Annotated in this window: 25 protein-coding genes and 1 riboswitch; of the genes, 14 read left to right on the forward strand and 11 right to left on the reverse strand. The window is 74.9% G+C overall.

The features are described from left to right. Window positions 1-18: 18 nt before the first annotated feature. A complete protein-coding gene (locus tag SNOUR_RS29680; protein WP_067353019.1) occupies window positions 19-996 on the reverse strand; it encodes a cobalamin biosynthesis protein in 978 nt (325 codons plus the stop codon). A gap of 130 nt (window positions 997-1126) precedes the next feature. After that, a riboswitch (cobalamin riboswitch) is annotated at window positions 1127-1257 on the reverse strand. 208 nt (window positions 1258-1465) lie between these two features. Here SNOUR_RS29680 and SNOUR_RS29685 point away from each other — a divergent pair. The 3 genes from SNOUR_RS29685 to SNOUR_RS29695 are packed head-to-tail and all read left to right on the forward strand — an operon-like array spanning window position 1466 to window position 5969. Further along, window positions 1466-1918: a hypothetical protein gene (locus SNOUR_RS29685; RefSeq protein ID WP_174717913.1), complete on the forward strand. Its 453-nt coding sequence runs from the start codon at window positions 1466-1468 to the stop codon at window positions 1916-1918. A gap of 5 nt (window positions 1919-1923) precedes the next feature. Beyond that, entirely contained in the window at window positions 1924-4587 is a 2664-nt protein-coding gene (locus tag SNOUR_RS29690) for a caspase family protein (RefSeq protein ID WP_067353021.1), read from the forward strand. Then, window positions 4584-5969, forward strand: a complete 1386-nt coding sequence (locus tag SNOUR_RS29695) for an extracellular solute-binding protein (protein WP_067353023.1) — start codon at window positions 4584-4586, stop codon at window positions 5967-5969. Before SNOUR_RS29690 ends, SNOUR_RS29695 begins: the two co-directional genes overlap by 4 nt. Before the next feature lie 87 nt (window positions 5970-6056). Here SNOUR_RS29695 and SNOUR_RS29700 read toward each other — a convergent pair whose 3' ends face one another. Both SNOUR_RS29700 and SNOUR_RS29705 read right to left on the reverse strand, forming a co-directional pair. Then, complete coding sequence (locus tag SNOUR_RS29700; protein ID WP_067353026.1) at window positions 6057-6296, reverse strand: hypothetical protein; 240 nt, start codon at window positions 6294-6296, stop codon at window positions 6057-6059. A 30-nt stretch (window positions 6297-6326) separates the two neighbouring features. Beyond that, a complete protein-coding gene (locus SNOUR_RS29705) occupies window positions 6327-7601 on the reverse strand; it encodes an inorganic phosphate transporter (protein ID WP_067353028.1) in 1275 nt (424 codons plus the stop codon). A gap of 425 nt (window positions 7602-8026) precedes the next feature. Here SNOUR_RS29705 and SNOUR_RS29710 point away from each other — a divergent pair, with 425 nt between their 5' ends. The 3 genes from SNOUR_RS29710 (at window position 8027) to SNOUR_RS29720 (ending at window position 11568) form a co-directional block, all read left to right on the forward strand. Further along, window positions 8027-8695 carry a class II aldolase/adducin family protein gene (locus tag SNOUR_RS29710; RefSeq protein WP_067353030.1) on the forward strand — a complete coding sequence of 223 codons (669 nt, stop codon included), beginning with the start codon at window positions 8027-8029 and terminating at the stop codon, window positions 8693-8695. 135 nt (window positions 8696-8830) lie between these two features. Beyond that, window positions 8831-9958: an alpha/beta hydrolase gene (locus SNOUR_RS29715; RefSeq protein ID WP_067353032.1), complete on the forward strand. Its 1128-nt coding sequence runs from the start codon at window positions 8831-8833 to the stop codon at window positions 9956-9958. Window positions 9959-10116: 158 nt separating this feature from the next. Then, the gene (locus tag SNOUR_RS29720; protein ID WP_079142958.1) at window positions 10117-11568 is read left to right on the forward strand and encodes a hypothetical protein; all 1452 of its coding nucleotides are present in this window, start codon (window positions 10117-10119) and stop codon (window positions 11566-11568) included. Between the two features lie 34 nt (window positions 11569-11602). Here the strand turns inward: SNOUR_RS29720 and SNOUR_RS29725 are convergent, their stop codons facing one another. Beyond that, a complete protein-coding gene (locus SNOUR_RS29725) occupies window positions 11603-12004 on the reverse strand; it encodes a VOC family protein (RefSeq protein ID WP_067353037.1) in 402 nt (133 codons plus the stop codon). 220 nt (window positions 12005-12224) lie between these two features. Here SNOUR_RS29725 and abc-f point away from each other — a divergent pair, with 220 nt between their 5' ends. The 3 genes from abc-f (at window position 12225) to SNOUR_RS29740 (ending at window position 15288) form a co-directional block, all read left to right on the forward strand. Further along, window positions 12225-13823 (forward strand): ribosomal protection-like ABC-F family protein, encoded by a 1599-nt coding sequence (gene abc-f / locus SNOUR_RS29730; RefSeq protein WP_039637600.1) that lies wholly within the window; start codon window positions 12225-12227, stop codon window positions 13821-13823. A 350-nt stretch (window positions 13824-14173) separates the two neighbouring features. Next, window positions 14174-14395 (forward strand): helix-turn-helix domain-containing protein, encoded by a 222-nt coding sequence (locus tag SNOUR_RS29735; protein WP_018541244.1) that lies wholly within the window; start codon window positions 14174-14176, stop codon window positions 14393-14395. A gap of 113 nt (window positions 14396-14508) precedes the next feature. Next, window positions 14509-15288 (forward strand): enoyl-CoA hydratase/isomerase family protein, encoded by a 780-nt coding sequence (locus tag SNOUR_RS29740; protein ID WP_067353040.1) that lies wholly within the window; start codon window positions 14509-14511, stop codon window positions 15286-15288. A 31-nt stretch (window positions 15289-15319) separates the two neighbouring features. Here SNOUR_RS29740 and SNOUR_RS29745 read toward each other — a convergent pair whose 3' ends face one another. After that, window positions 15320-16072, reverse strand: coding sequence for a hypothetical protein (locus SNOUR_RS29745; protein WP_067353043.1), 753 nt, complete (start codon window positions 16070-16072; stop codon window positions 15320-15322). Window positions 16073-16355: 283 nt separating this feature from the next. Here SNOUR_RS29745 and SNOUR_RS29750 point away from each other — a divergent pair, with 283 nt between their 5' ends. From SNOUR_RS29750 to amaP, 5 genes are read left to right on the forward strand one after another with little or no spacing between them, the layout of a single operon-like run. After that, window positions 16356-16817: an Asp23/Gls24 family envelope stress response protein gene (locus SNOUR_RS29750; RefSeq protein WP_067353045.1), complete on the forward strand. Its 462-nt coding sequence runs from the start codon at window positions 16356-16358 to the stop codon at window positions 16815-16817. Window positions 16818-16853: 36 nt separating this feature from the next. Then, window positions 16854-17051, forward strand: a complete 198-nt coding sequence (locus SNOUR_RS29755) for a hypothetical protein (RefSeq protein WP_067353047.1) — start codon at window positions 16854-16856, stop codon at window positions 17049-17051. 6 nt (window positions 17052-17057) lie between these two features. Beyond that, entirely contained in the window at window positions 17058-17444 is a 387-nt protein-coding gene (locus SNOUR_RS29760) for a hypothetical protein (protein ID WP_067353050.1), read from the forward strand. Beyond that, a complete protein-coding gene (locus SNOUR_RS29765) occupies window positions 17441-18106 on the forward strand; it encodes a DUF6286 domain-containing protein (RefSeq protein ID WP_067353053.1) in 666 nt (221 codons plus the stop codon). The genes SNOUR_RS29760 and SNOUR_RS29765 overlap by 4 nt, the downstream gene beginning before the upstream one ends. Window positions 18107-18113: 7 nt before the next feature. Next, a complete protein-coding gene (gene amaP / locus SNOUR_RS29770; RefSeq protein WP_067353055.1) occupies window positions 18114-18719 on the forward strand; it encodes an alkaline shock response membrane anchor protein AmaP in 606 nt (201 codons plus the stop codon). Window positions 18720-18774: 55 nt separating this feature from the next. On the opposite strand, the gene SNOUR_RS29775 is transcribed toward amaP, so the two are convergent. The 6 genes from SNOUR_RS29775 to SNOUR_RS29800 all read right to left on the reverse strand — a co-directional run bounded on the left by SNOUR_RS29775 (window position 18775) and on the right by SNOUR_RS29800 (window position 24528). Then, entirely contained in the window at window positions 18775-19530 is a 756-nt protein-coding gene (locus SNOUR_RS29775; RefSeq protein WP_067353058.1) for an SDR family oxidoreductase, read from the reverse strand. A gap of 4 nt (window positions 19531-19534) precedes the next feature. Next, the gene (locus SNOUR_RS29780) at window positions 19535-21352 is read right to left on the reverse strand and encodes a glycoside hydrolase family 15 protein (protein ID WP_067353060.1); all 1818 of its coding nucleotides are present in this window, start codon (window positions 21350-21352) and stop codon (window positions 19535-19537) included. Between the two features lie 29 nt (window positions 21353-21381). Beyond that, window positions 21382-22272, reverse strand: a complete 891-nt coding sequence (locus tag SNOUR_RS29785; RefSeq protein WP_067353063.1) for an SURF1 family cytochrome oxidase biogenesis protein — start codon at window positions 22270-22272, stop codon at window positions 21382-21384. 116 nt (window positions 22273-22388) lie between these two features. After that, window positions 22389-22622 carry a metallothionein gene (locus SNOUR_RS29790; RefSeq protein WP_039637610.1) on the reverse strand — a complete coding sequence of 78 codons (234 nt, stop codon included), beginning with the start codon at window positions 22620-22622 and terminating at the stop codon, window positions 22389-22391. Between the two features lie 63 nt (window positions 22623-22685). Then, window positions 22686-23729, reverse strand: a complete 1044-nt coding sequence (locus SNOUR_RS29795) for a DEDDh family exonuclease (protein ID WP_079142960.1) — start codon at window positions 23727-23729, stop codon at window positions 22686-22688. A 166-nt stretch (window positions 23730-23895) separates the two neighbouring features. After that, window positions 23896-24528, reverse strand: a complete 633-nt coding sequence (locus SNOUR_RS29800; RefSeq protein WP_067353066.1) for a TetR/AcrR family transcriptional regulator — start codon at window positions 24526-24528, stop codon at window positions 23896-23898. Between the last annotated feature and the right edge of the window lie 34 nt (window positions 24529-24562).

Below are 24562 nucleotides of genomic sequence, written 5' to 3' on the forward strand. Positions count from 1 at the left end.
CCGCCCTCCTCCGCCCGTTCACCGGGTTCTCCTCCCGTTCCCGCGCAGGCTCCTGCGCCGTACCGTGCCCGCCGCCAGCCGGCCCGCCACCGTGACGCCCAGCGCCAGCAGGCCCACCCGCCGGGACAGGCGCACCGCCCGCTCGATGTCGGGCACCTGGGGCGGCCGCGCGCCGCCGTTGAGCACCGGCCGGTGCTCCACCCGCCCGCCGTACGCCAGGGTGCCGCCCAGGCGGACGCCCAGCGCCCCCGCGAACGACGCCTCCACCGGGCCCGCGTTGGGGCTCGGATGGGCCCCGCCGTCCGCCCGCCAGGCCCGCAGCGCACCGCGCCGGTCCGGGCCCGCCAGGACCGCCAGCGCCGCGGTCAGCCGGGCGCCGGGCCAGCCGGCGACGTCGTCGAGACGGGCCGCCGCCCAGCCGAACCGCCGGTAGCGCGGCGACTTGTGACCCACCATCGCGTCCAGGGTGTTCACCGCCCGGAACGCCACCAGACCGGGCACGCCGCCGAGGGCGCCCCACACCAGGGCCCCCACCACCGCGTCCGAGGTGTTCTCGGCGACCGACTCCACCACCGCACGGGCCATCTGCGGCCCGTCCAGGGACTGCGGATCGCGCCCGCACAGATGCGGCAGCCGTTCCCGCGCCACGTCCAGGTCGCCGACGGCCAGCGCGCCGCCCACGGCCCGCGCCTCCCGGCCGAGCGAGGTGCCGCCCAGCACCGCCCACGTCGCCGCCGCGGTCAGCGCGGTCCGGGCGCCCGGACGGTCCCGCAGGGCGCGCTCCAGCAGCGCGGCGCCGACGGCCGCGCCGCCCGCGCAGACCAGGGTGTGGGCCGTCCCGTGGCCGCGGTGGTCGCGCCACAGCCGGCGTTCGACGGCGCCCGCGGCCCGGCCGAACGCGGCCACCGGATGGCCGCGCCGCGGATCCGCCGCGATCAGATCACCGAGGTAGCCGAGGACCGCGCCGCACGCATATCCCGCGTGTTCGCCGCGCATCGGATCAGGCCGCCGTCCGCCCTCGAAGGGACCCGGCGGCAGCGGGCAGGGGAGTTCTCGACGGGCAGCCGGGCATGGCGGTATGTCCTCACTCAGGGTCCGCGCCCTGGCTCGACGTGACGGCGACCAGAGTCTCCTGGCTCCCGGATCGGCGCCGCCCCCGGCCTTCCCGCCCGTACGGAGTACGGGCCGTGGCCCTCATCGGAGGAGCGCTCCCCGGTGACAGTGGCGGGACCGCGCCGGATTCGCACCGGACTTCCTCTGCTGTCGCCGATTGGCCCGGGCAGTCCACCACGCCCCGCGAAGGCCCGTCAACTCACCCTTGACCTGCGAAGCAGCCCCACCGCCGGACCTGTGGTCAAAGCCACAGGGTGGCCGCCGGCTCACGGACGGTTGCCCCTGGCACGCCTCCCGCGCCACTATCTGGTGCACGGCGGGCGAAGGGGCCCGCCGGGAGGGGGACCGGGGGATGCCGGAGAGCGCCGACCGCCACGAGATCCGCATCAGGGTCGCGGGTACCAACAATCCGAGCCAGGACATCGACGACCTCACCGCATGGCTGGAGCGCGAGCCCTGGCTGACGCGGCACCAGCACGACTGGCAGCGCCGGCCCCGCCCCGAGGAGAGCCCCGGCCGCGACGCCGCCGACGGCGCGATGGCGGTCGGCGTCGACGACCTGGTCCTGGTCGTCGTCGGGGCGGTGGCCGCCGAGATCACCAAGGGACTGGGCATCGCCTTACGCGAGTGGCTGCGCCGCCGCCGGGAGGCCCGCGAGGAGGGCGAGGAGCCCACGGTCGCGGTCGGCGCCGGCCCGCAGGTGCACGACATCGGCGAGGGCCCGCAGCAGCCGGCCGCCCCGGGGTCCGCGCGCCCCCGCACCGGAAGCCGTGCGGACGAGGACGGCAGCACCGGCGAGGACTGACCCGGATGTCCGAGTACGACGCCCGGGGCAAGGTCAACCGCGCCCTGCTGATCTGCGTCCACGACTACGAGACGCTGACCCGCCTGCCCGCCGTCGAGGCCAACGCCGAGGCGCTCCGCCACGCCCTGACCCGCCCCGGCACCGACCTGTTCACCGCCGACGAGGTGGTGGTCTGCCGGCCCCACCGGCCCGAGGACCTCAGCACCGCCCTGCGCACCGCCGCCGACGAGGCGCGCGGCCTGCTGCTGGTGTACTTCTCCGGCCACGGCTGGGTCGGCAACGACGGCGCCGACCTCCAGCTGATGGTGGGAGCCTCGGACACCCGCCAGAGCTACACCACCGTCTCCTGGCAGGACACCGTGCTCTCCTGCCTGGACAACGCCCGCGCCGACCGCGTCGTGATCGTCCTGGAGTGCTGCTACTCCGGGAACGCCGACAGTGCCTTCTACGCCCTGCGCAAGCCCGTCTCGCTGCTGATGGCCCACCAGCCCAACCGCCGGATCTTCAGCGGCGACGAGCAGGCCGGCGGCACCGCCTTCACCCGCGCCGTGGTGCGGATCCTCGAACAGGGCCGCGCCGACCGGCCGTTCGTCACCTTCGACGACCTCGCCGGCGCCCTGCGCGACGAACTCGTCGACGAACGGACCCCGATGGGCGAGCCGTGGGAGCCGCGCGCCGCCAAACAGAACACCCTCGACGACGTCATCCTCTCCTTCGCCACCCCCGAGAACCGGCCGGCCACCCCGCTGAAGGTCCGGCTGCGCCGCTGGTACAACGAGCACTCGCGGCGGCGCGCCAAGCTCCTCATCGCCCTCGCCGCGGTGTGCGCGCTGCTCGCCGCGGGCCTGGTCGCGGCCCGCGTGCTGACCCCGCCCGCACCCTGCCCGCCCGCCCTGGAACTGCGCCTGCTCACCGCGCCCGAGGCCGAGCCCGCCCTGCGCCGGGCCGCGTTCGACTACGAGATGTCCCCGCTCAACACCCGCCCGCTGGACGGCGAACGGGACCTCCCCGACGGCTGCCGGCGGGCCCAGATCACCGTCTACTCCGCCGCCAAGGACCAGATCGACCAGGGCTTCGCCGCCGCCGACCGCTGGCAGGGCGAGGCGCACGGCGGCGCCCCCGAGGCCCCCGCCAGGTCCACCGCTCCCGACCCCCTCTACCGGCCCGGTCCGCAGCCGGACCTGTGGATCCCCGAATCCACCGCCGACTACGAGGAGGCCCGCCGCGGCATGCCGTCCACCGGCTCCCCGGCCACCCTGTCCGACACCGGCCCGGTCGCCTACAGCCCCCTGGTCGTCGGCATCCCCGCCGGCACCCAACTCGACGGCGTCGAACGGGTCGACGCACCCTGGAAGGACCTGCTGACCAGCACCGACAGCGACCACCGGAACCTGCGGCTGCTGCGCCCCAGCCCGGTCCTGTCCGGCACCGGGCTGCTGCACACCCTCGGCCTCTACCTCGCCGGCGACGGCGCCCCCATCGGGCCGTCCGGCGCCCCCGACCCCACCCGCGCCCAGGACGCCGAGCGCCGCCTGGTCGCCCCCGGCAGCCAGTACGCCGGCAGCCCCGAACTCCTGTGCTCGCTGCGCCAGGACGGCGGCCCGGACCAGGCCCCGGACCGGCCCGGCACCGGCCGGAGCCCGCACTCCGCCCCCCTGGTCTCCGAGAAGTCCCTCGCCGACTTCAACCTCGGCCACGCTCTCGGCGGCTGCCCCGCCCTCGACGCCCCGCCGCCCCTCGGCGACCGCTACTACGCCTACTACCCCAAGAACGTCCCGGCGCTGGACCACCCGCTGATCCGCGTGGACTGGGCCGGCACCGCCGACGCCGCACCCCGCCGGGCCGCCGTCGCCCGGTTCGCCGACTGGCTGCGCGACCCGGCCGGCGGCCAGCGGTCGCTCACCGCGCAGGGCTACCGCGGCCTCCCCGAGAAGGACGGCTCCGCGCCCCGTCCCAACCCCGCGTCCCCGCTCCTCAACCCCCGCGCCGACACCGACCCCACCGCCCCCGTCACCCGCTTCACCGCCGGCCCCGACCAGGTCGCCCAGGTGCTGACCGACTACAACCGGGCACAACGCGCCAGTCGGCTGCTGATCCTGATGGACACCTCCACCTCGATGGCCGACGGCGGCAAGCTCCCGATCGTGGTCGGCGCCGCCGCCCGCGCCCTGGAGATGGTCGGCGCCCACCACACCTACGGCCTGTGGACCTTCCCCGACCCCGCGCACCCCGGCGACCCGGCGGCGGTCCGCCGGGCCGTCCCGCTCGGCAGCACCGACCCCGCGCCCGGCCGGGCCGCCCTGGACCGGATCGCCAAGGGCGAACTGGTCGACCACGGCGCCGCGATGGAGGAGGCGCTGACCACGGCGGTGACCGAGATGAAGAAACCGGGCGAGGGCAACAGCGCCATCGTGCTGCTCATCGACGAGGACGACGGCGGTCCCCGGCGGGCCGCGGGCGTGGAACAGAAGCTCACCACCCTGCTGAAGGAGGCCCCCGAGGTGCCGGTGCTGACCGTGGTGATGGGCCGGGTGGGCTGCGACACCTTCGTCTTCCAGGGGCTGGCCCGCGCCTCCGCCGGGCAGTGCGTGCCCGGCGGCCCGGCCGCGCCCGACCTGCTGGCCGGGCTGGTCGCCTCGGTCGGCACCGCGGGGACGGTGCGGCGGTGAGGGCCGGGGCCGCCCTGCCGGCCGCCGCCCTGGCGCTGCTCCTGACCGCCGCGGTCGGCGGCTGCACGTCCGGACGACCCGCCCCCGAACAGGGCCCGATCGTCCTGGCCACCGGCAGCGACCTCAGCAGCTCCGGCGTCCGCCAGGACCTCATCCACGCCTGGGAGCGCCGCACCGGCCGCACCGTGCGGATCGTCAAACTCCCCGACACCGCCGACGCCCAGCGCAGCCAGCTGCTGGCCGCCGGACAGGCCGGCAACAGCGGCTACGACGTGCTCAACATCGACGTGGCCTGGACTGCGGAGTTCGCCGCCGCCCACGTCATCCGCCCCTGGGACGGCGGCCTGGACGGCGACTTCCTGCCCAGCGTGGTCAAGACCGCCACCGGCGACGACGGCAGGATCTGGGCGGTCCCCTTCAACACCGACGCCGGGCTCCTCTACTACCGCAAGGACATCCTGAAGAAGTACCACCACTCCGCCGAACCCCCCTCCAACTGGGGCGAGTTGAAGAACGTCGCCATCGAGGTGACCAACGCCTACAACCGCGAGGCCGCGCGGGCCGCGAAGGCCGCCGGCAAGGCACCGCCGCCCACCCTCTACGGCATGGTCGCCCAGCTGCGCCCCTACGAGGGGCTGACCGTGAACACCCTGGAGGCCGCCTGGGCCAACGGCGGCAACCCGGACGCCACCAGCTTCAGCAAGGGCGAGCAGATCGGCGCGCTCCAGATGGGCGTCGCCGAACTCAAGAGCCGGCTCGACACGATCATGCCGCACGAGGCCACCGCGATGGACGAGACCGAGAGCCGCCGCTGGTTCGCCGACGGCCGCGCGCTGTTCATGCGCAACTGGCCGGTGGAGTACGCCTCGATCGCCGAGAAGCTCACCCCGCTCGTGCAGTTCGACGTCGCCCAGCTGCCCGCCCGGCCCGACGGCAAGCGGATGTCGGTGCTGGGCGGGCAGAACCTCGCGATCGCCGCCGACAGCACCCACCCGTCCGGCGCCCGGGCCCTGATCGAGGCGCTGACCGACCCGGAGAGCGAACGCTGCCTCCTGGAACGGGGCTTCGCGGCGACCCGCAGCTCGGCCTACCGCACGGCCGGCGGGGCGCCGCACTGCCCGCTGCCGCCGGGCGACGCCCAGCGCGGCGAGCACGGCGCCGGCGGAGCGCCGTCCGCCCCGCCCGACGGGCCGCCGCCCTACACGCAGGTGCTCAAAGGGGCCCTGCTCGCCGCCGAGCCGAGACCGCGCAGCGCCCACTACCAGACCTTCAGCAAGGTCGTGCAGATCCGGGTCTCGGAGTACCTCGACAGCCAGGGCGGCACCGCCATCGCCGACGAGCTCGCCAAGGAGGCCGACCAGGCGCTCAGCGGCCGGGAGTGACACATGCGGACGGGGCGCCCGAGGGCCGCGGCCGCTGCCGCGCCTTCTCGGACGCCCCGTCCGTTGCCGGATCCGCCGGCGTCGGTCTCAGGCGGCGACGATCAGGTAGATCCCGTACGCCACGGCCGCGGCGCAGAGCGCGAAGGCCGCCAGTGCCCCGGCGCGCGCCCCGGCGGCCGGTGCGGTGGTCGTGGTCGCCGGTGCGCCCTGTGCCGCGGGCTTGCGGGAGACCCCCACGATCCCGACGGTGAACAGGCCCACGAGCCCCACCGTCACCACGAGGCTGACGCCGAAGACCTGGCCGAGAGCTGCCCAGTCGATGTGCATTGCGTAGTCCTTAGGTCAGGGTGGTCGGCGTCAGGAGGTGGCCGCCGCGGGCCGGGCGGGGGATTGCGCCGGGTCCGGGTGGGTGGGAGCGACGCCTGCCTCGGTGGCCGCCGGAGCGGTGACCGCCGCGACGACCGGGCCCGCCGGGGGCGGGGCGACGGTCTGCAGCGCCGTGGTGACGACACCGGCCGGCTCCGCCGCCGGTCCGTCGTTGACGTTGGTGTGGTCCACCGGCTTGCGCCGGGAGGCCGCCCAGATGCCGCCGCCGATCGCCAGGGCCAGCACGGCGACCGTCGTCACGCCCCAGGTGCCCTGGTCGGCGAGGAAGGCGGCACCCGCGGAGACCAGGCCGGCGGCCGGCAGGGTCAGCCCCCAGGCCACGACCATCCGCCCGGCCGTGGACCAGCGCACCACGCCGCCCTTGCGGCCCAGTCCGGAGCCCATCACGGCGCCGGAGCAGACCTGGGTGGTGGAGAGCGCGAAGCCGAGGTGGGAGGAGGCCAGGATGGTGGCCGCCGCGCCGGTCTGGGCGGCGAAGCCCTGCGGCGGCTGGATGTCGGTGATGCCCTTGCCCATGGTGCGGATGATCCGCCAGCCGCCCAGGTAGGTGCCGAGCGCGATGGCCAGGCCCGCGGAGGCGATGACCCACATCGGCGGGTCGGAGTGCGGGGCGACGACCCCGCCGGTGATCAGCGCGAGGGTGATCACGCCCATCGTCTTCTGCGCGTCGTTGGTGCCGTGGGCCAGCGAGACCAGGGCCGCCGAGGCGATCTGCCCGGCGCGGTAGCCCTTGGCGGTGTCGGCCTCGGCGCGGTTGCGGGCCAGCCGGTAGGTGAGCCGGGTCGCCGCCATCGAGGCGAGCCCCGCGACGAACGGAGCGGCCACCGCCGGGATCAGGACCTTCATCACCACGGCCTGGCCGTGCACCCCGTGGGTGCCGACGGACACCAGCGTCGCGCCGATCAGACCGCCGAAGAGGGCGTGGGACGAACTGGAGGGGAGACCGGCGAGCCAGGTCAGGAGGTTCCAGATGATGGCGCCGACCAGACCGGCGAAGATCACTTCAGGTCTGATGCCGGAGCTCTCGTCGATGATGCCGCCGGAGATGGTCTTGGCCACCTCGACGGAGAGGAACGCCCCGACGAGATTGAGTCCCGCCGACATCGCCACCGCGGTCTTGGGTCGCAGGGCCCCGGTGGAGATGGTGGTGGCCATAGCGTTGGCCGTGTCGTGGAAGCCGTTCGTAAAGTCGAACACCAAGGCCGTGACGATCACGATCCCGATGAGAAGCGTGATGTGTTCCATTCACCCAGGCAATCCGTTTGAAAGGTCAGTGTCGTCGGGACCGTACGGACGGCGGGTGAACGGAAAGTGAACTGGGCCGGGCGCCGCGGTGACACCCCCGCAGTGTTCACGCGGAGGCGTCTCAGCTGCCACTTCCGTCTCACCCGTCGGCAAATTTCTTGAGCTGGGCCAGGGGGTGGTGCGGTCGCACGTCATGGATCCCCCTGGGCGATGACACGTGAGGGGTGCAGTTCACTCGACGTTAATGGATGATCGACGCAAGGTGGTCGATCTCCGGCCAATTCATCCGAGAGGAACTGGTATCCCCATATGGCGGATACCAGGTGGATGGTTCCAGGGCGTACAGTGCCCCGGCCCGCCCGTACGGTGTAGTGGATCACCCTCGTGCGTTTCCGCACGTCCCGCAGCGTCGCACCGGAGGACCCATGAAGGACCACCCCGACCACCTCGCCGGCGCCTGGAGCGAGCTCGTCGCCACCGCTCGCCGGACCGCCGCGGACGGGCTCGTCGTCGGCACCTCGGGCAACGTCTCGGTCCGCGTCAAGGACCTGATCCTGGTCACCCCCAGCGGCGTCCCCTACGACCGGCTCGGCCCCTCCGACATCACCGGGGTGGACCTCGAAGGCCGCCCGATCATCGGCCGGCTGCGCCCGACCAGCGAACTTCCGCTCCACCTCGCCGTCTACCGGCACACGCCGGCGACCGCGATCGTGCACACCCACGCCCCGCACGCCACAGCGGTCTCCACCCTCGTCCCCGAACTCCCGCCCATCCACTACATGGCCGCCGCGCTCGGCGGACCCGTGCGCGTCGCCCCCTACGCGCTCTACGGCAGCGACGAACTCGCCGCCCACATGCTCGACGCCCTCCGCGACCGCACCGCCGCACTCCTGCAGAACCACGGCACCATCGCCTACGGCGACGACCTCGCCCAGGCACTGGACCGCACCGCCCAACTGGAGTGGATGTGCCGGGTCTGGCTCACCGCCGTCTCCGTGCCCGGCCACACCCCCAGCCTGCTGTCGCCCGCCCAACTGGACGCCGCGGGGGAGCGGCTGCGCGGCTACGGCCAGCACGGCCACGCCCCCGCCTGACGCTCCGCCGAGCGCGCCGCACGGCACCCCGGGCGGCGCCCCGCCCGGCCCCGTGACCGGCACGACACCGCTGGTCCGGCGGCCGGCCCCGGGCGCCCGGTGGCCGGGACCGGCGGCGCTGCGCACACTGGAGGGATGCGACGGGGAACCGTGGCGGCGGTGACCGCCACCACAGTGATCGGTGCCGGGGCGGCCGCCGTGGCGGCCGGGCGGTACGCCGGCGACGTTGCCCTGAAACCGTCGCCCGACCACCCCTTCCCGGGCGACTCCCGGCTCACCGTCCACTCCGCCGCCGGCGACCGCATCGCCCTCACCCGCAGCCTGGTGTCCCTCAGGCCCGGCACCTACGGCCTGACCGGCGCCGGCTGCCATGCGGTGGTCGGCCCCGTCGTCCACGGCGGCCCGCACCCCGCCGACGCCGTCGTACGCCGCCTGGAACGGGTCACCCACGGCACCCTGCGGCCCGGCGCCCGGATGCGGCTGACCCCGCAGGTGCACATCGGCAACCCCCACGACACCCTCGGCATCACCTGCGCCGACGTCGACATCCCCGGCGAACTGGGCGCGCTGCCCGCGTGGTTCGTGCCGGGCGCCCGCGACACCTGGGTCATCGCCGTCCACGGCATCGGCACCACCCGCGAACACCCCATGGTGGTGCTGCCGTTCCTGCACCACCACCGCTTCCCCGTCCTCGTCCTCTCCTACCGCAACGACCCCGGCGCCCCGCGCACCGCCGACGGCATCCACCACCTCGGCGAAACCGAGTGGCGCGACCTGGACGCCGCGATCCGCTACGCCGTCCGCTACGGCGCCCGCAGGGTCGTCCTGTACGGCTGGTCCGCCGGCGCCACCATGGCGCTGCGCGCCGCCGTCAACTCCGCCCTGCGCCACCGCGTCTCCGGCCTCGTCCTGGACTCCCCGGTCCTGGACCGGGACGCCACCGTCCGGGCGCTGGCCACCGCCCGGCGCATCCCGCGGGCCCTGCTCCCGCTGGCCGTCCGCGCCGCCGAGGGCCACACCGGACTGCCCGTCGACCGCCCGGCCGACGCCGTCGACCCCGAGGAGCTCGACGTGCCCGTCCTCCTCTTCCACGGCCCCGAGGACCTCCTCGCCCCCTGGGACGCCTCCCGGCGCTTCGCCGCCCGCCGCCCGGAGCTGATCACCCTTCAGCCCGTCCCGCACGCCCCGCACGCCGCGATGTGGAACGCCGCCCCGGACCGCTACGAGGAGACCCTGCGCCGCTTCCTCACGCCCCTCATGTGACGGCGCCGCCCGGCGGCCCGGTCGAGCGCCGGGCGGCGGAGGTGGACGGGCGGACAACTCCCCATATCGGGGATGGGGCGGTGGGGTGACGCGCACCGGAAGAGCCGCAAGCCGGGTTCCGATTGGGTTTTCGGGCCGTCAGCGGCAAGACTGCTCTTGTGACGTCCCGTACACCGCGCGACTCCCGGCTCCGACTCGTCCCCCGCCAACCGATTGCGGCCGCCCGCCGGGCGGTGAGCACCCGGGCCACCCGCCCGGCGCCCCGGCCCCCCGAGGGCACCCCGTCGCCCGCGGAACTGGCCCGCCAGGCCCGTGCCGCACTGGCCGGCGCGGCCCGTCTCGCACGCTGGGCCGACCGCGCGGGCAGTCTCCGCGCCGGCCCCGACGGATCGCTCCCGCGGGCCGCCGCGGACGGCGCCGCCGAGGCCCTGGGCCTGACGCCCCACCAGGTCCGAACCGACTGGGACCGGGCCCGGCTCGCCGGACTCGTCGAACTCCACGACGGCCTCGCCCGCCCCGGCTGGCGGCTGCGCGCCTGGGACCGCGACGACACCGCCGCGCTGCGCGGCTGGGTCGCGCTCTTCGACGCCTGGTCGCTGGCCCTGCCGGTCCCGGAGGCGGCCGGCCCGGCCGCCGTCGCCGAGGTCGTCGAGGCCGTCCCGCAGCTGCTGTCCCTGCTGCACCTGTCCGCCGGGCCGGTACGCCTGCCGGTGCTGCTCGACATGCTCGACCAGCGCGTCGCCGAACTGCGCACCGAACGCTGTGAGGTCCCCTACGGCGCGGACCCGGCCCCGGACGGCACCGACGCCGCGGGAACGACGAGCGACGCCGCGGGGGCGCCGCTCGTCGACCTGCTGCACTGGGCGCTGGACGCCCTGCGCGCGGTGGGCGCGCTGATGCCGCCGGCGGGCGCCGGCGAGGCGGCCCACCGGGGCGCCGGAGAAGCCGGCCGGCACGGCCAGGAGGCGCAGCTGACGCCGCTCGGCAACTGGTCGGTGTGGGTCAAGCTGGAGCAGATCTGCGTCGCCGCGCAGAGCCCGGCCGGCAACATCGAGCAGTCCGCCGAGGCGATGCTGCGCGGCTGCGCGCGGCTGACCCCGGGCCCGGCCCGCGCCGAATACCGCGCCTGGCTCGCCGCCCGCTCCGTCGGCGCCGCCGTCGAGGAACTGCTGACCGTCGCCCGCGGCGAGGACGCGCTGCTGCGCGGGCTGGCCTTCGAGGCGCTGCGCGCGGTCGGCGCCCCCGCGGAACCGGCCGTGCGCACCGCCGCGGAGGAGCCGGGCCTGCGCCCCTACGCCCTGCTGTGGCTCTTCGAGCACGAGGGCGGCGACCCGGAGACCGCGCCCGACGTCCTCACCCGCGAGGAGTCGACCTGGCTGTGGGTGGACACCGCGGCGGCCGTGGCCGACCACGGCGAGACCCAACTGCTCGTCCGGCACCTGGACTCGGCCGTCCAGGGCTCGGTGCCGCGACTGCTGGAGGAGGTCCGCGCCGTCGGCCACCCGCGCACCGTCCAGGTGCTGGTGGCGCTGGCCGCCGCCCACCCCGACCCGGCGCTCGCCAAGGCCGTCCGCCGGGCGGCCTTCCAGGTCCACACCGGCGGCGCGTGACGGCCCGGGCACTCCGGCCGGGCGGGGCGGGCTCTCACCCCGCCCCGCCCGGCCGGTAGGTGCCGAAGCTCCAGACATTGCCCTCGGCGTCCCGGGCGAGGTAGTCGCGCGCGCCGTAGTCCTGGTCCGTGGGCGGCACCAGGATCTCCACCCCGGCCCGCCGGGCCCGTTCGCAGTGCTCGTCGGGATCCTCGACGACGACGTAGACGCCGCTCGGTCCGGCGCCCTTCATCGCCTCGTCGAACGGGCCGCCGCGGCCCTTCGAACCGACCATCACCACCCCGTCGCCATAGGCGAGTTCGGCGTGCAGCACCTGTCCGTCCGCGCCGTCGTACCGCACGGCGACGGCGAATCCGAACGCCTCCGTCAGCTGTCCGAGGGCGCCCGGGACGTCCCGGTAGAGCAGAGTGGGGAACATCGTCGGCGTGCCTGCCATGCTGATCACCGTGCCTTTCGCGCGCCGGACGGCACCCCACCGCCCGGACTCCTGTGTCCTGGCTCACAGTCTCGCAGTGGGGACCGACAACGCCGGAAAACGACTTGCACCGGCCCGTTAGACTGCCTGCATGGCAGTTCTCCTTTGGGTTCATTAGACGGCGTAGACCGCTCTCGGACCGTCCGTCCAACCCGCCGTCTTCCTGCCCTGGAGTTTTTCCGTGATCACCGCTTCCGGCCTTGAGTTGCGCGCCGGCGCCCGCATCCTCATCGAGTCCGCCTCCTTCCGCATCGCCCGCGGCGACCGCATCGGCCTGGTCGGTCGCAACGGCGCCGGCAAGACCACCCTCACCAAGGTGCTGGCCGGCCAGGGCATGCCGGCCAGCGGCACGGTCACCCGCTCCGGCGAGGTCGGCTACCTCCCGCAGGACCCGCGCACCGGCGACCTGGACGTCCTGGCCCGCGACCGCATCCTCTCCGCCCGCGGCCTGGACGCCGTCCTGCGCAAGATGCGGGAGAACGAGGACCGGATGGCGAACGGCAAGGGCGCCACCCGCGAGAAGGCCATGAAGAAGTACGAGCGGCTGGAGACCGAGTTCCTCACCAAGGGCGGGTACGCGGCCGAGGCCGAGGCCGCGACCATCGCCGCCAGCCTGGGCCTGCCCGACCGCATCCTCGGCCAGCCCCTGCACACCCTCTCCGGCGGTCAGCGGCGCCGCGTCGAGCTGGCCCGGATCCTCTTCTCGGACTCCGACATCCTGCTGCTCGACGAGCCCACCAACCACCTCGACGCCGACTCCATCGCGTGGCTGCGCGACTACCTCAAGACCTACCGCGGCGGCTTCATCGTCATCTCGCACGACGTCGACCTGGTCGAGACCGTCGTGAACAAGGTGTTCTACCTCGACGCCAACCGCTCGCAGATCGACGTCTACAACATGGGCTGGAAGCTCTACCAGCAGCAGCGCGAGGCCGACGAGAAGCGCCGCAAGCGCGAGCGGGCCAACGCCGAGAAGAAGGCCGCGGCGCTCAACTCCCAGGCCGACAAGATGCGGGCCAAGGCCACCAAGACCGTCGCCGCCCAGAACATGGCCAAGCGGGCCGACAAGCTGCTCGCCGGCCTGGAGGCGGTGCGCGCCTCCGACAAGGTCGCCAAGCTGCGCTTCCCGGACCCGGCGCCGTGCGGCAAGACCCCGCTGACCGCCGAGGGCCTGTCCAAGTCGTACGGCTCCCTGGAGATCTTCACCGACGTCGACCTGGCCATCGACAAGGGCTCCCGGGTCGTCATCCTGGGCCTCAACGGCGCCGGCAAGACCACCCTGCTGCGGATGCTGGCGGGCGTGGAGACGCCCGACACCGGCGAGGTCCGCCCCGGCCACGGCCTCAAGCTCGGCTACTACGCCCAGGAGCACGAGACCCTGGACCCGGACCGCACGGTCCTGGAGAACATGCGCTCCGCCGCGCCCGACATGGACCTCGTCGAGGTCCGCAAGGTGCTGGGCTCCTTCCTGTTCTCCGGCGACGACGTCGACAAGCCCGCCGGCGTGCTCTCCGGCGGCGAGAAGACCCGCCTGGCGCTGGCGACGCTGGTCGTCTCCTCCGCCAACGTCCTGCTGCTCGACGAGCCCACCAACAACCTCGACCCGGCCAGCCGCGAGGAGATCCTCGGTGCGCTGCGCACCTTCACCGGCGCGGTGGTCCTGGTGACGCACGACGAGGGCGCGGTGGACGCGCTGTCGCCGGAGCGGATCATCCTGCTGCCGGACGGTGTGGAGGACCTGTGGGGCCAGGACTACGCGGACCTGGTCGCGCTGGCCTGATCACCGCCGTACCGGTGCCGCCGGATGGATCACGCCCGCTGGATCATTCGGCCCATGGGTGATCCATCATCTGAGTGAGAACGGCTCGTACACCGGCGAGCCTGCGGCTTGCGGCCGGGCCCTGTGGGCCCGGCCGTCGCCTTTTCGGCGGCACACCACCTGACCTGGCATTTCTCGCGTATCGGGGCGCGCGTGGGCGCGGCGGGGCGCGCGGAAGAACGCATTCCGACCGCGCCGGGCGCCCGGGGGACGGCAAAGGATGTCCTACGGACCTAGCGGAATGGGTGGCCAGGAAGCCGAGGAGGGGTGATCATGAGAGTCCAGAGCGCACTTCCCACGAGGAGGCACGGGTGGCCGAGACTCTGAAGAAGGGCAGCCGGGTAACCGGCGCTGCGCGCGAAAAGCTCGCGGCAGACCTGAAGAAGAAATACGACGCCGGAGCGAGCATCCGGGCGCTGGCCGAGGAAACCGGCCGCTCCTATGGATTCGTGCACCGGATGCTCAGTGAATCCGGCGTGATCCTGCGAGGCCGCGGCGGAGCCACGAGGGGCAAGAAGGCCGCCTCAGTCTGAGGCCCGCGGCTCCGGGTGCAGTGGTGCCCCCCGGCCGTCCGAGGAGTCGGCCGGGAGGTTACCGTTCAGTCACTTACGCACGCAGGTGCGGTGGCTGACTCGGAGGCGCCCTCATGACTCTGCTCGACAAGCACGGTGTGCGGCTCACCGTGGACGACGCGATCGCCACGGTGACCCTCGCCAACGCGGCCAAGCGCAATGCGCAGAGCCCTGCCATGTGGCGGGCGCTGGCCGAGGCGGGTTCGCTGCTGCCGGGAAACGTACGGATCGTGGTGCTCCGCGGTGAGGGCAAGTCGTTCTCCGCGGGGCTGGACCGGCAGGCGTTCACGCCCGAAGGGTTCGACGGCGAGCCGTCGTTCCTCGATCTGGCACGCGGTACGGACGAGGCGCTGGACGCCACGATCGCCGAGTACCAGGAAGCGTTCACCTGGTGGCGGCGGAACGACCTGGTGTCCATCGCCGCCGTCCAGGGCCATGCCATCGGTGCGGGCTTCCAGCTCGCCCTCGCCTGCGACCTGCGGGTCGCCGCCGAGGACGCCCAGTTCGCCATGCGCGAGACCAGTCTGGGCCTGGTCCCGGACCTGACCGGCACGCACCCCCTGGTCGGCCTGGTCGGCTATGCCCGGGCGCTGGAGATCTGCGCCACCGGGCGCTTCGTGCATGCCGCGGAGGCCGAGCGGATCGGCCTGGCCAACCTCGTCGTGCCCGGCGCCGAACTCGACGCCGCGGTGGCCGACCTGGCCGCCGCGCTCACCGCCGCGCCCCGGGACGCCGTCATCGAGACCAAGGCCCTGCTGGCCGGTGCCGTGGACCGCACCTACGAGGAGCAGCGCCGTGCCGAGCGTGCCGCCCAGGCGCGACGGCTGCGGGACTTGGCCGGCGTCGGGGACTGATCACCCGCACCCGTCCCGCGGTCACCGGCCGTCAGTCGCCCGCCACCCCGGTGACCAGCACCGCCGCCGACTCCGGCGCCGGCGGCGGACCGGTGACCGCCCGGCGGACCGCGCGGGCCACGTCCAGCGGGCGGTGGCCGGCGGCGGTCGTCAGCTGAATCAGGACATGACCGCCGGTGCGGGTCACCGGGCGGGAGCGCCCGGCCAGGGCCGGGGTGAGCCGGGCCACCCCGGGAACGGCGAGCACCCGGGCGGCGAGGTCCGCAGGCTCCCGCTCGCCGCTGCCCGGGCCCGCACCCTCCCGCGCCGCGTCCTCGCCCCCGGGCGCTTCGTCGTCCCGGGGGCCGTTCCGGGGGCCTTCCCGGGGGCCGTCCCGACCCCCGTCCGCGCCGTCGAGCAGGTCGGTGACCCGGAGGTCCACCGCGCCCACCCGCAGCCCCAGGCCGTCCTCGGCCGTGGTCAGCAGCGCCGTCCGCAGCCGTGCGGCGAGCGCCGGCAGGGGGCGGCCGGGCGGTGCGGTGAAGTCCGCCGCGATGCGCAGCGGGCCCGGTGGCAGGGCGCTGGGCGGTGCCGGCACGGCCGGTGCCGGGGCGTCGTCGGGGGCGGCGAGGGAGAGCCGCAGGGCGGCCAGGCGCACGCCGGGCGGGGTGCCGGGGGCCCGCAGGAGCGCCGCGCGGGCCGCGCGTTCGGTGATCCACGCCCCGTCCGCCGGGCCGCCGAGCGGCAGGACCCGGCCGATGCCGAGCTGTTCCCGCACGGCGCGTGCCCACGCGTTCCCGGCCACCGCGTCACCCCCTTTCCCGGATCACTTCCCCAGCGTGCCGCAGCCCGTCCGCCCCGGCAGGGCGCGGCACTCCGCTGCCGCGTCCCCGGAGCGCACCCGGTCGTCCGCCTCTACTGTGGGCAGGGAACGAACAGTGCGAAAGGTGCATATATCCTGATGGTCGTCGCGCCCCGCGTGCGCGTCGCAGCGCACCGCGGGCGGGGTGTGGGGTGCGCACGGCGAGGCGCGGCCGTGACCCGTCAGGTGGCACGTCCGGGACGCGGCGCAGAAGGGACGCACGGCGATGACCGAGAGCCAGCAGGGCGCGGACACGACGAAGCCGCCGGTGAAGCGGGGCGGTGGCGACCCCGGCACGCGCGGCCGCACCACCATCGCCGACGGCGTGGTGGAGAAGATCGCCGGACTCGCCGCCCGCGACGTGCTCGGCGTCCACGCGCTGGGCAGCGGGTTCGCCCGCACGCTCGGCGCGGTGCGCGACCGGGTGCCCGGCGGCGGGCGCTCGGCCCGCGGGGTGAAGGCCGAGGTCGGCGAGGTGCAGACCGCGCTGGACCTGGAGGTCGTGGTCGATTACGGGGTGGCCATCGCGGAGGTGGCCCGGGCCGTCCGGGAGGACGTGATCTCCGCCGTGGAGCGGATGACGGGCCTGGAGGTCGTCGAGGTCAACATCGCGGTGAGCGACGTGAAGCTGCCCGACGAGGACGACGGGGACGACGGGACCGGGGAGGCGGGGCCGCGGCTCCAGTGACCGGGCCCGACCGGAGCGGTAGCGAAGGAGCGCACGATGAGCATGGCCGTGATCGGCCTCGTGGCCGGGATGGCGCTGGGCTTCGCCGGGTACTTCGGCGGGTTCGGGGCCTTCATCCTGGTGGCGGCGCTGGGCGCCGTCGGGTTCGTGGCCGGCAGGTTCCTGGAGGGGGACCTGGAGGTCGGGGACTTCTTCCGCACCCGCACCGGCGACCGCGACGACCGGCGGCGGTGACCCCGGATGGCGACGGTGTCCCCGCCCTCCACCGGGGCCGACGTACCGGCAGGTGAGCGCGGCGCCACCAGGGTCGCCGACCGGGTGGTCGCCAAGATCGCCGCGCGGGCGGCCCGCGAGGCGCTGCGCGAGGCGGCCCCCGGCGCCCCCACCGACGCCCACGCGACGGTGACGGTGGCCCACCGCGACGTCCACCCGCCGTTCGGCGAGGCCCGGCTGCGGATCGCCGTGGAGCTGTCCTACCCCGCGCCCATCGGCGCCCAGTGCGGCCTGGTGCGCCGTCATGTGACGGAACGCGTACGGGAGTTGGCGGGCATGACGGTCGCCGAGGTGGCGGTTCAGGTCGAGCGGCTGAACTCACCGCTGCTGACGGACCGGGAGCGGGTGCGATGAGCGGGCCGGGGAGCGCGGAGGAGGCCGGTGCCGGCGCGGGGACGGGCGAGCGGCCCGGCGCCGCCGGCGGGTTGCCGGCACAGGTACCGGACGCCGCGGAACCCGGCCCGGACTCCGGTGCACCCGCCGGGCGCTTCTGGTCGGCCCGCCGGGTGTCCGCCGGACTGGTCGCGCTGGTCCTGCTGGGCGCCGCGGGCCTGCTGCTCTACGACGTGGCCGCGGTGCGGGCCGGCCGCACCGCGATGGCCTGGCGCCGGTGGCTGGCCCACGAACTGGCCGTCCGGCACCTCGACGACCCCTGGGTGCTGGGCGCCGCGGCGACCGCGACGGCCCTGGGGATCTGGCTGCTGGTGCTGGCCGTCACCCCGGGGCTGCGGGCGGTGCTGTCGATGCGGCGCACCGCCCCCGGCGTCCGGGCCGGGCTCGACCGGTCGGCCGCCGTGCTGGTGCTGCGCGACCGGGCCATGGAGGTCTCCGGTGTGCAGTCCGTACGGATGACCGTCGGCCGGCGGCGGGCCCGGGCCCGGGCCGTGGCGCACTTCCGCGCGCTCGACGTGGTCCGCGGCGACCTCGGCACGGTGCTGGGCGACGGCCTGCGGGAGCTGGGGCTGGCGCGTCGGCTGCGGCTGACCGTCGACGTCCGGCGCCCGAAGAGGAGGTGAGCGCGCCGTGCGCACCGCCCGCGCGACCGTCAACCGGGTGCTGCTCGGGCTGATCGGCCTCCTCCTGCTCGGCACCGGCGGGTCGGTCCTGATGGGCGGCCTCGACCTGCCCGCCCGCCGGCACCTGGACCTGCCGTCGGGTTGGCCCTGGACGCGCCCGGACGGCGTGCTGCTCCCCGCGGCGGACCGCACCCGGTTCACGGACCGGGGCTGGTGGTGGCCGACGGTCATCGCCGGACTGGCCGTGCTGGTGCTGTTGCTGCTGTGGTGGCTGTTGGCGCAGCTCCGGCCGCGCCGGCTCGGCACGGTGCTGGTCGACAGCGGCGACGGGGAGGGCGCGAGGGTGCGCGGGCCGGCGTTGGAGGCGGTCCTGGCGGCCGAGGCGGTGGCGGTGGACGGCGTCGACCGGGCGGCCGTCGTGCTGACCGGCCGCCCTACGACACCGCAGGTGCGCGCCCTGCTGGTGCTCGCCCCGCACGCCGACCCCGGGACCGTGCTGCTGCGGCTGGCCGACAGGGCGGTGGCGCAGGCCCGCACCGCGACCGGCCTGGACGCGCTGCCGACGGAGGTCCGTCTGCGCGCGGTGCGCCATCGGGCGGAGCGGGTCAGCTAGGGCGCTTCGGGGGCGCGGTGCCGGCCCCCGGAAGCCGCCCGGTCCGCCCGGCTCTTCAGAAGCCGCGTCGGGCGCCGCCGTCCACCGGGACCATCACGCCGGTCACGTAGGACGCGGCGGGGGACAGCAGGAAGGCGGCGGTGCGGCCGAACTCCGCGGGGTCGCCGTAGCGGCGGAGCGGGATGGTCGCGGAGTTGCGGGCGCGGGAGCCCTCGGCGTCGCCGGAGAGCTCGTCGAGCTGGGTCATCCGGTCGGTGGCGATCCGGCCGGGCAGGACGCCGACGACGCGGATGCCGCGCGGCCCCACCTCGTCGGCCAGGGACTTGGCGAAGCCGGCGAGGCCCGGGCGGAGGCCGTTGGAGATGGTGAGCCCGCCGATCGGCTCGTAGACGGAGCCGGAGAGGACGAAGCCGACGACGCCGCCCTCGCCCAACTCGGCGGCGGCGGTCCGGGCGAAGCGCACCGCGCCGAGGAAGACCGTCTCGAAGGCGGTCTGCCACTGCTCGTCGGTGTTGTCGGCGGCGGTGCCGGGCGGCGGGCCGCCCACGCTGATCAGGATGCCGTCGAAACGGCCGAAGCGCTCCCGGGCGGCCGCCACCAGGCGGGCCGGGGCCTGCGGGTCGGAGTTGTCGGCGGCGAGCCCCAGGGCCCGCTCGCCCAGGGACGCGGCAGCCTTTGCCGCGGCCTCCTCGGAGCGCCCGGTGAGCACCACGTTGGCGCCGTCGGCGACCAGTTCGCGGGCGGTGGCGAAGCCCAGGCCCCGGGTGGCGCCGGTGACGAGATACGTCCGGTCGGTGAGTCCAAGATCCATGGCCCTAGTCTGCCCCCGGCCCGCCGCGCAACGCGAAGGCGGTCCCCACCAGTCCGATGTGGCTGAACGCCTGCGGGAAGTTGCCCAACTGGCGCCCGGCGACCGGGTCGTACTCCTCCGCCAGCAGTCCCACGTCGTTCCGCAGCGCCAGCAGCCGCTCGAACAGCTCCCGGGCCTCCCGCCGGCGCCCGGTCAGCAGCAGCGCGTCCGCCAGCCAGAACGAGCAGACCAGGAACGTGCCCTCGCCGCCCGGCAGCCCGTCCACCGACTGCCCCTCGGTGCTGTAACGGCGTACCAGGCTGGTGGGGGCACCTCCCGTGCCCTTCGGGCCGAGGGGGAGCGACAGCTCGCGGCGGACCGTTTCGACGGTGGAGACCACCCGCGGGTCGTCGCCGGGAAGGAAACCGACCCGCGGGATGAGCAGCGTCGCGGCGTCCAGTTCGGGCGAGCCGTAGGACTGGGTGAAGGTGCCCCGCTCGGCGTCGTAGCCGCGGGCGCAGACCTCCCGGTGCACCTCCTCGCGCATCGCCCGCCAGCGGTCGGTGTTCCCGCCGAGCCGCGGGAACCGCTCCACCGCCCGTACCGCGCGGTCGGCCGCGACCCAGGCCATCACCTTGGAGTGCACGAAGTGCCGCTGGGGGCCGCGGATCTCCCAGATGCCGTCGTCGGGGTCGCGCCAGGTGGACTCCAGGTAGTCCATCAGCGCCCGTTGGATGCTCCAGGTGTGCGGCTCGGTGGGCATCCCCGCGGTGTGCGCGAGGTGGAACGAGTCGATCACCTCGCCGTAGACGTCGAGCTGCCGCTGCTCGACGGCGGCGTTGCCGATCCGCACCGGCAACGAGCCCTCGTACCCGGACAGCCAGGGCACCTCGAACTCCGGCAGTCGCCGCTCCCCGGCCAGCCCGTACATGATCTGGAGGTCCTCGGGGGCGCCGGCCACCGCGCGCAGCAGCCAGTCCCGCCAGGCCCCGGCCTCGTCGTGGTACCCGGCGGCGAGCAGCGAGTTCAGCGTCAGGCTGGCGTCGCGCAGCCAGCAGTAGCGGTAGTCCCAGTTGCGCACCCCGCCGGGCTCCTCGGGCAGCGAGGTGGTGGGGGCCGCCACGATCCCGCCGGTGGGCGCGTAGGTGAGGGCCTTGAGGGTGATCAGGGAGCGGATCACCGCGGCGCGGTACGGGCCGTCGTAGCGGCACCGCGCGGACCAGGCGTGCCAGTCCTCGGTGGTGTCCGCCAGCGCCTGGAACGGGTCGATCTGGACGGGCCGGGGCTCGTGCGAGGGGTGCCAGGTCAGCACGAACGCGGTGCGCTCGCCGGCGGCGAGCGTGAAGTCCGAGCGGGTGCTGAAGTCCTTGCCGTAGGTGGTGCCCTGGGACGGGGTGCGCAGCCACACCGAGTCCGGGCCGGCGATCGCCACCCGGGAGCCCTCGGTGGCGCGCACCCACGGCACCACCCGCCCGTAGTCGAACCGCAGCCGCAGCACCCCGCGCATCTCCACCCGGCCGCGCAGCCCCGTAACGACCCGGACGACGTCGGGCATGCGGTCGCGCTGCGGCATGAAGTCGGTGACCCGGACACTGCCCTCGGGGGTCTCCCACACGGTGTCGAGGATCAACGAGTCCCCGCGGTAGCTGCGCTCGGCGCGGGCCTCGCCGGACCGGGGCGCGAGCGTCCAGTGGCCGTTGTGCTTGTCGCCGACGAGGGCGGCGAAGCAGGCGGGGGAGTCGAAGCGCGGCAGGCACAGCCAGTCGATGGAGCCGTCCCGGCCGACGAGTGCGGCGGTCTGCAGATCGCCGATGAGTGCGTAGTCCTCGATGCGTGAGTGCACTCCGCGGCCTTTCCCGCGCGGCGGGTGCGTTAGTCGGGGGCGACGGCCGTCCGGGCTACGGGCTCCGCGTCGGCGGCCGCGGCCTCGGTGGCCTCGGCGGTCTTGGCCTCGGCGGGCGCGGCGTCCGCGGGCTCGGCCGGCTCGGCCGCTCCGGCGCCCTCCGCCTCCTTGGCCGCAGCGGCCAGCCGGTCGCGGCGCTCCCGACGGACCAGGACGACCCAGCCGACCGGCACCGCCGCGGCGAACAGCCACCACTGGATCGCGTACGCCATGTGCGGGCCGATGGAGCTGTAGTCCGGCTCGGGCACCTGCTCGGGGGTGTCGCTCTTGGGCGCGGTCTGCTCGATGTAGCCGCCGAGCATCGGCCGGCCCACCCGCTTCGCCTGCTCCGTGCTGTTGATCAGCATGACCTGGCGCGGCGGCAGGCCCCTGGTGTCCTTGATGCCGCTGGCCGCGGTGGTCTCGTCGGCCATCATCCGGCCGGTGACCGTGACGGTGCCCTTGGGGGCGGCCGGCACCCGCGGGAACTTGGTGAGGTCGTTGCCGGCCGCGATCCAGCCGCGGTTGACCAGCACGGCGTCGCCGTTGCCCAGCACCAGCGGCGTCAGGACGTAGTAGCCGATGGACTGCTCGTCGGCGGCGGTGCGCTGGCGGACCACGACCTCGTGCGCGGTGTCGTAGCTTCCGGTGGCGGTGACCTGGCGCCACATGTCGCCGTGCGGCAGCGTCCGGCCGACGGCCGCCAGCTCGGTCACCGGGACCGGGGTGGCGTGCACGTTGTGCTCGATCTGCGCGTTCTGCGCGACCTTGTGCTGATGGCGGTGGTACTGCCAGAACCCCAGCTTGATCATGACGGGGATCAGGACGAGGCCCAAGAGGGTGAGGATCACCCACTGCCGGGTCAACAGGAAGCGGTACACGGCAGCGACGGTACCTGGCGCTCCCGGACGCCCCGCCCGCGGGTCCCCCGGCGGCGACCGGCACCGGCCCCGCCGGGGGACCGGACACCGCCGTGCCGCCGCGATGCGGACCGGCGTCAGACCCGGTCGACGATGCCCACCCGCCCCGCCGAGCGGGCGCAGTGCGCCCCGCAGTACCACTGGCCCTCGGCCTCCACGCCCTGCCCGATGATCTGCACCCGGCAGTGCTCGCAGATCGGCGCCATGCGGTGGATCGCGCAGGCGAAGCAGTCGAAGACGTGCACCGCGCCCTGCGCGTGCACCTCGAACGTCATGCCGTAGTCGTTTCCGCAGACCTCACAACGTGCCATGCGCCACAGACTGCGGGCGGGGCCCACCCGGGGCGAGGCGGCGCCGGGTGTGTTGGCCGGGCTTCACCCGGACGACGGTGCCGGGGCTGCCGGCCGGACGTCCTGGAGCAGCTGCATGAACGCCGCCTCGTCGACGACGGCCGTGCCGAACGTGGTGGCCTTGACCGTCTTGGACGTCCGGGCCTCCGGGTCGTTGGTCACCAGCAGGCTCGTCAGCCGGGACACGCTCGTCGCCACGTGCAGTCCGGCCTCGATCGCCCGGTCCTCCAGCAGCTCGCGGTCCACGGAGGTGTCGCCCGAGAAGGCGACCCGCATGCCCTGGACGAGCCGGCCGCCGGGCTCGTAGCGCCCCGGGTTGGGGTACGGGCAGGCCGGGCGCTTGCGGGCCGGCCGCCAGGTGCCGGGGCGGTAGGACGAGCCGGTGGGGTGCGAGCGGGGCGCGGGGGCGTCCGACCACTCCGTCAGCGGCTGGCAGGTCAGCAGCGGCAGCCGGACGTTCGTCTGCGCGGCCCGGCGCAGGCTGGGGCGGAACGCCTCAGACAGCACCCGGGCGTCGTCCAGGGCGTGGTGGGCGCGCTCCTGTATGACGCCGAAGTGCGCGGCGAGGGACTCCAACTTGTGGTTGGGCAGCGGCAGGCACAGCTCCTTGGACAGCGCGATGGTGCACAGCCGCTGGCGCACCGGGGCGACCGCGGCGGCGCGGGCGTACTCCCGGGCCAGCATCGACCAGTCGAACATGGCGTTGTGCGCGACCAGCACCCGGTCCGCCAGCCGCGCCGACAGCTCCGGCACGATCTCGGGGAAGAGCGGCGCGTCCGCCAGCACCTCGCTCGTCAGACCGTGGATCCAGACCGGTCCGGGATCGCGCTGGGGGTTGACGAGGGTGTACCAGGAGTCTTGGAACTCGCCCTGGGCGTCGAGTTGGTACACGGCGGCGGAGATGATCCGGTCGTCGCGGGCCAGGCCGGTGGTCTCGACGTCGACCACCGCGTATCCCTGGGGATACCCGGTCGGCCAGTCGGCCGGCGGCGTCTGCGGGCCCGGCTGCCGGCCGATCTTCGGCGCGATCGAGGGGGCGGCTGCGCTGCGGTCTTCGAGCATGGTCATTGAGGATACGGGCCGGCACCGACAGCCACCGCATCGCCGGGGCACATCCGGCCGGGCCGCCGCGCGCCACCGTGTCCGCGGGACGGCCGCGGGACGGCCGCGGTACGGCCTCGGGACGGCCGGACGGGGCCGTCCGGAGCCCGTGCCCCGGCCCGCACGCCGGCTCTCACGCCGGCCTTCGGTCCGGCCCCAGCAGTGACGAGACCAGCGCCTCCAGGGAGACCAGGAAGAGCCGTTCGGCGTCGGCCGGTGCGGCCAGGGCGCGGGCCAGTGCCGGGTCCTGCCCGGCGGCGGGGGAGTCCCACAGCTCGCGCTCGCTGGGGTGCTGGGCGGGCGACCGGGCGCGGTTGCGGTCCACCAGGACCGAGCCGACGACCAGGAACTGCACGGCGCGCACCGCCTCGGCGGCGAGCTCCCCGCGCAGCCCGGCCGCGTGCACCTCGTGGACCAGCGCCTGCTGCGCGGGCAGGAACATCCGCTCGGTCAGCCCGCGTTCGTGCACCATCGCGATCAGGTGCGGGCGCTCGCCGAGCGCCGTGCGCAGCGCGCGGGCCACCGAGACGACGCGCGCCCGCGGCGTGCCACCGGTCGGCCGGATCTCGCCCATCTCCTGGAGGGTGCGGGCCACCAGCGCGTCCAGCAGGGACTCGCGGTTGCCGACGTGCCAGTAGATGGAGGTGACGGCGGTGCCGAGTTCGGTGGCGAGCCGGCGCATGGTCAGGGTCTCCGGGCCGTGCGCCCGGACCAGCCGGGCGGCCGTCGCCAGGACCTCTTCACCGGTCAGCGCACTGCGTGTCATAGCACCCCACTATCGCCCAACTCCGTTCGCTGCA

The organism is Streptomyces noursei ATCC 11455 (assembly GCF_001704275.1).
GTDB classification, from domain to species: domain Bacteria; phylum Actinomycetota; class Actinomycetes; order Streptomycetales; family Streptomycetaceae; genus Streptomyces; species Streptomyces noursei.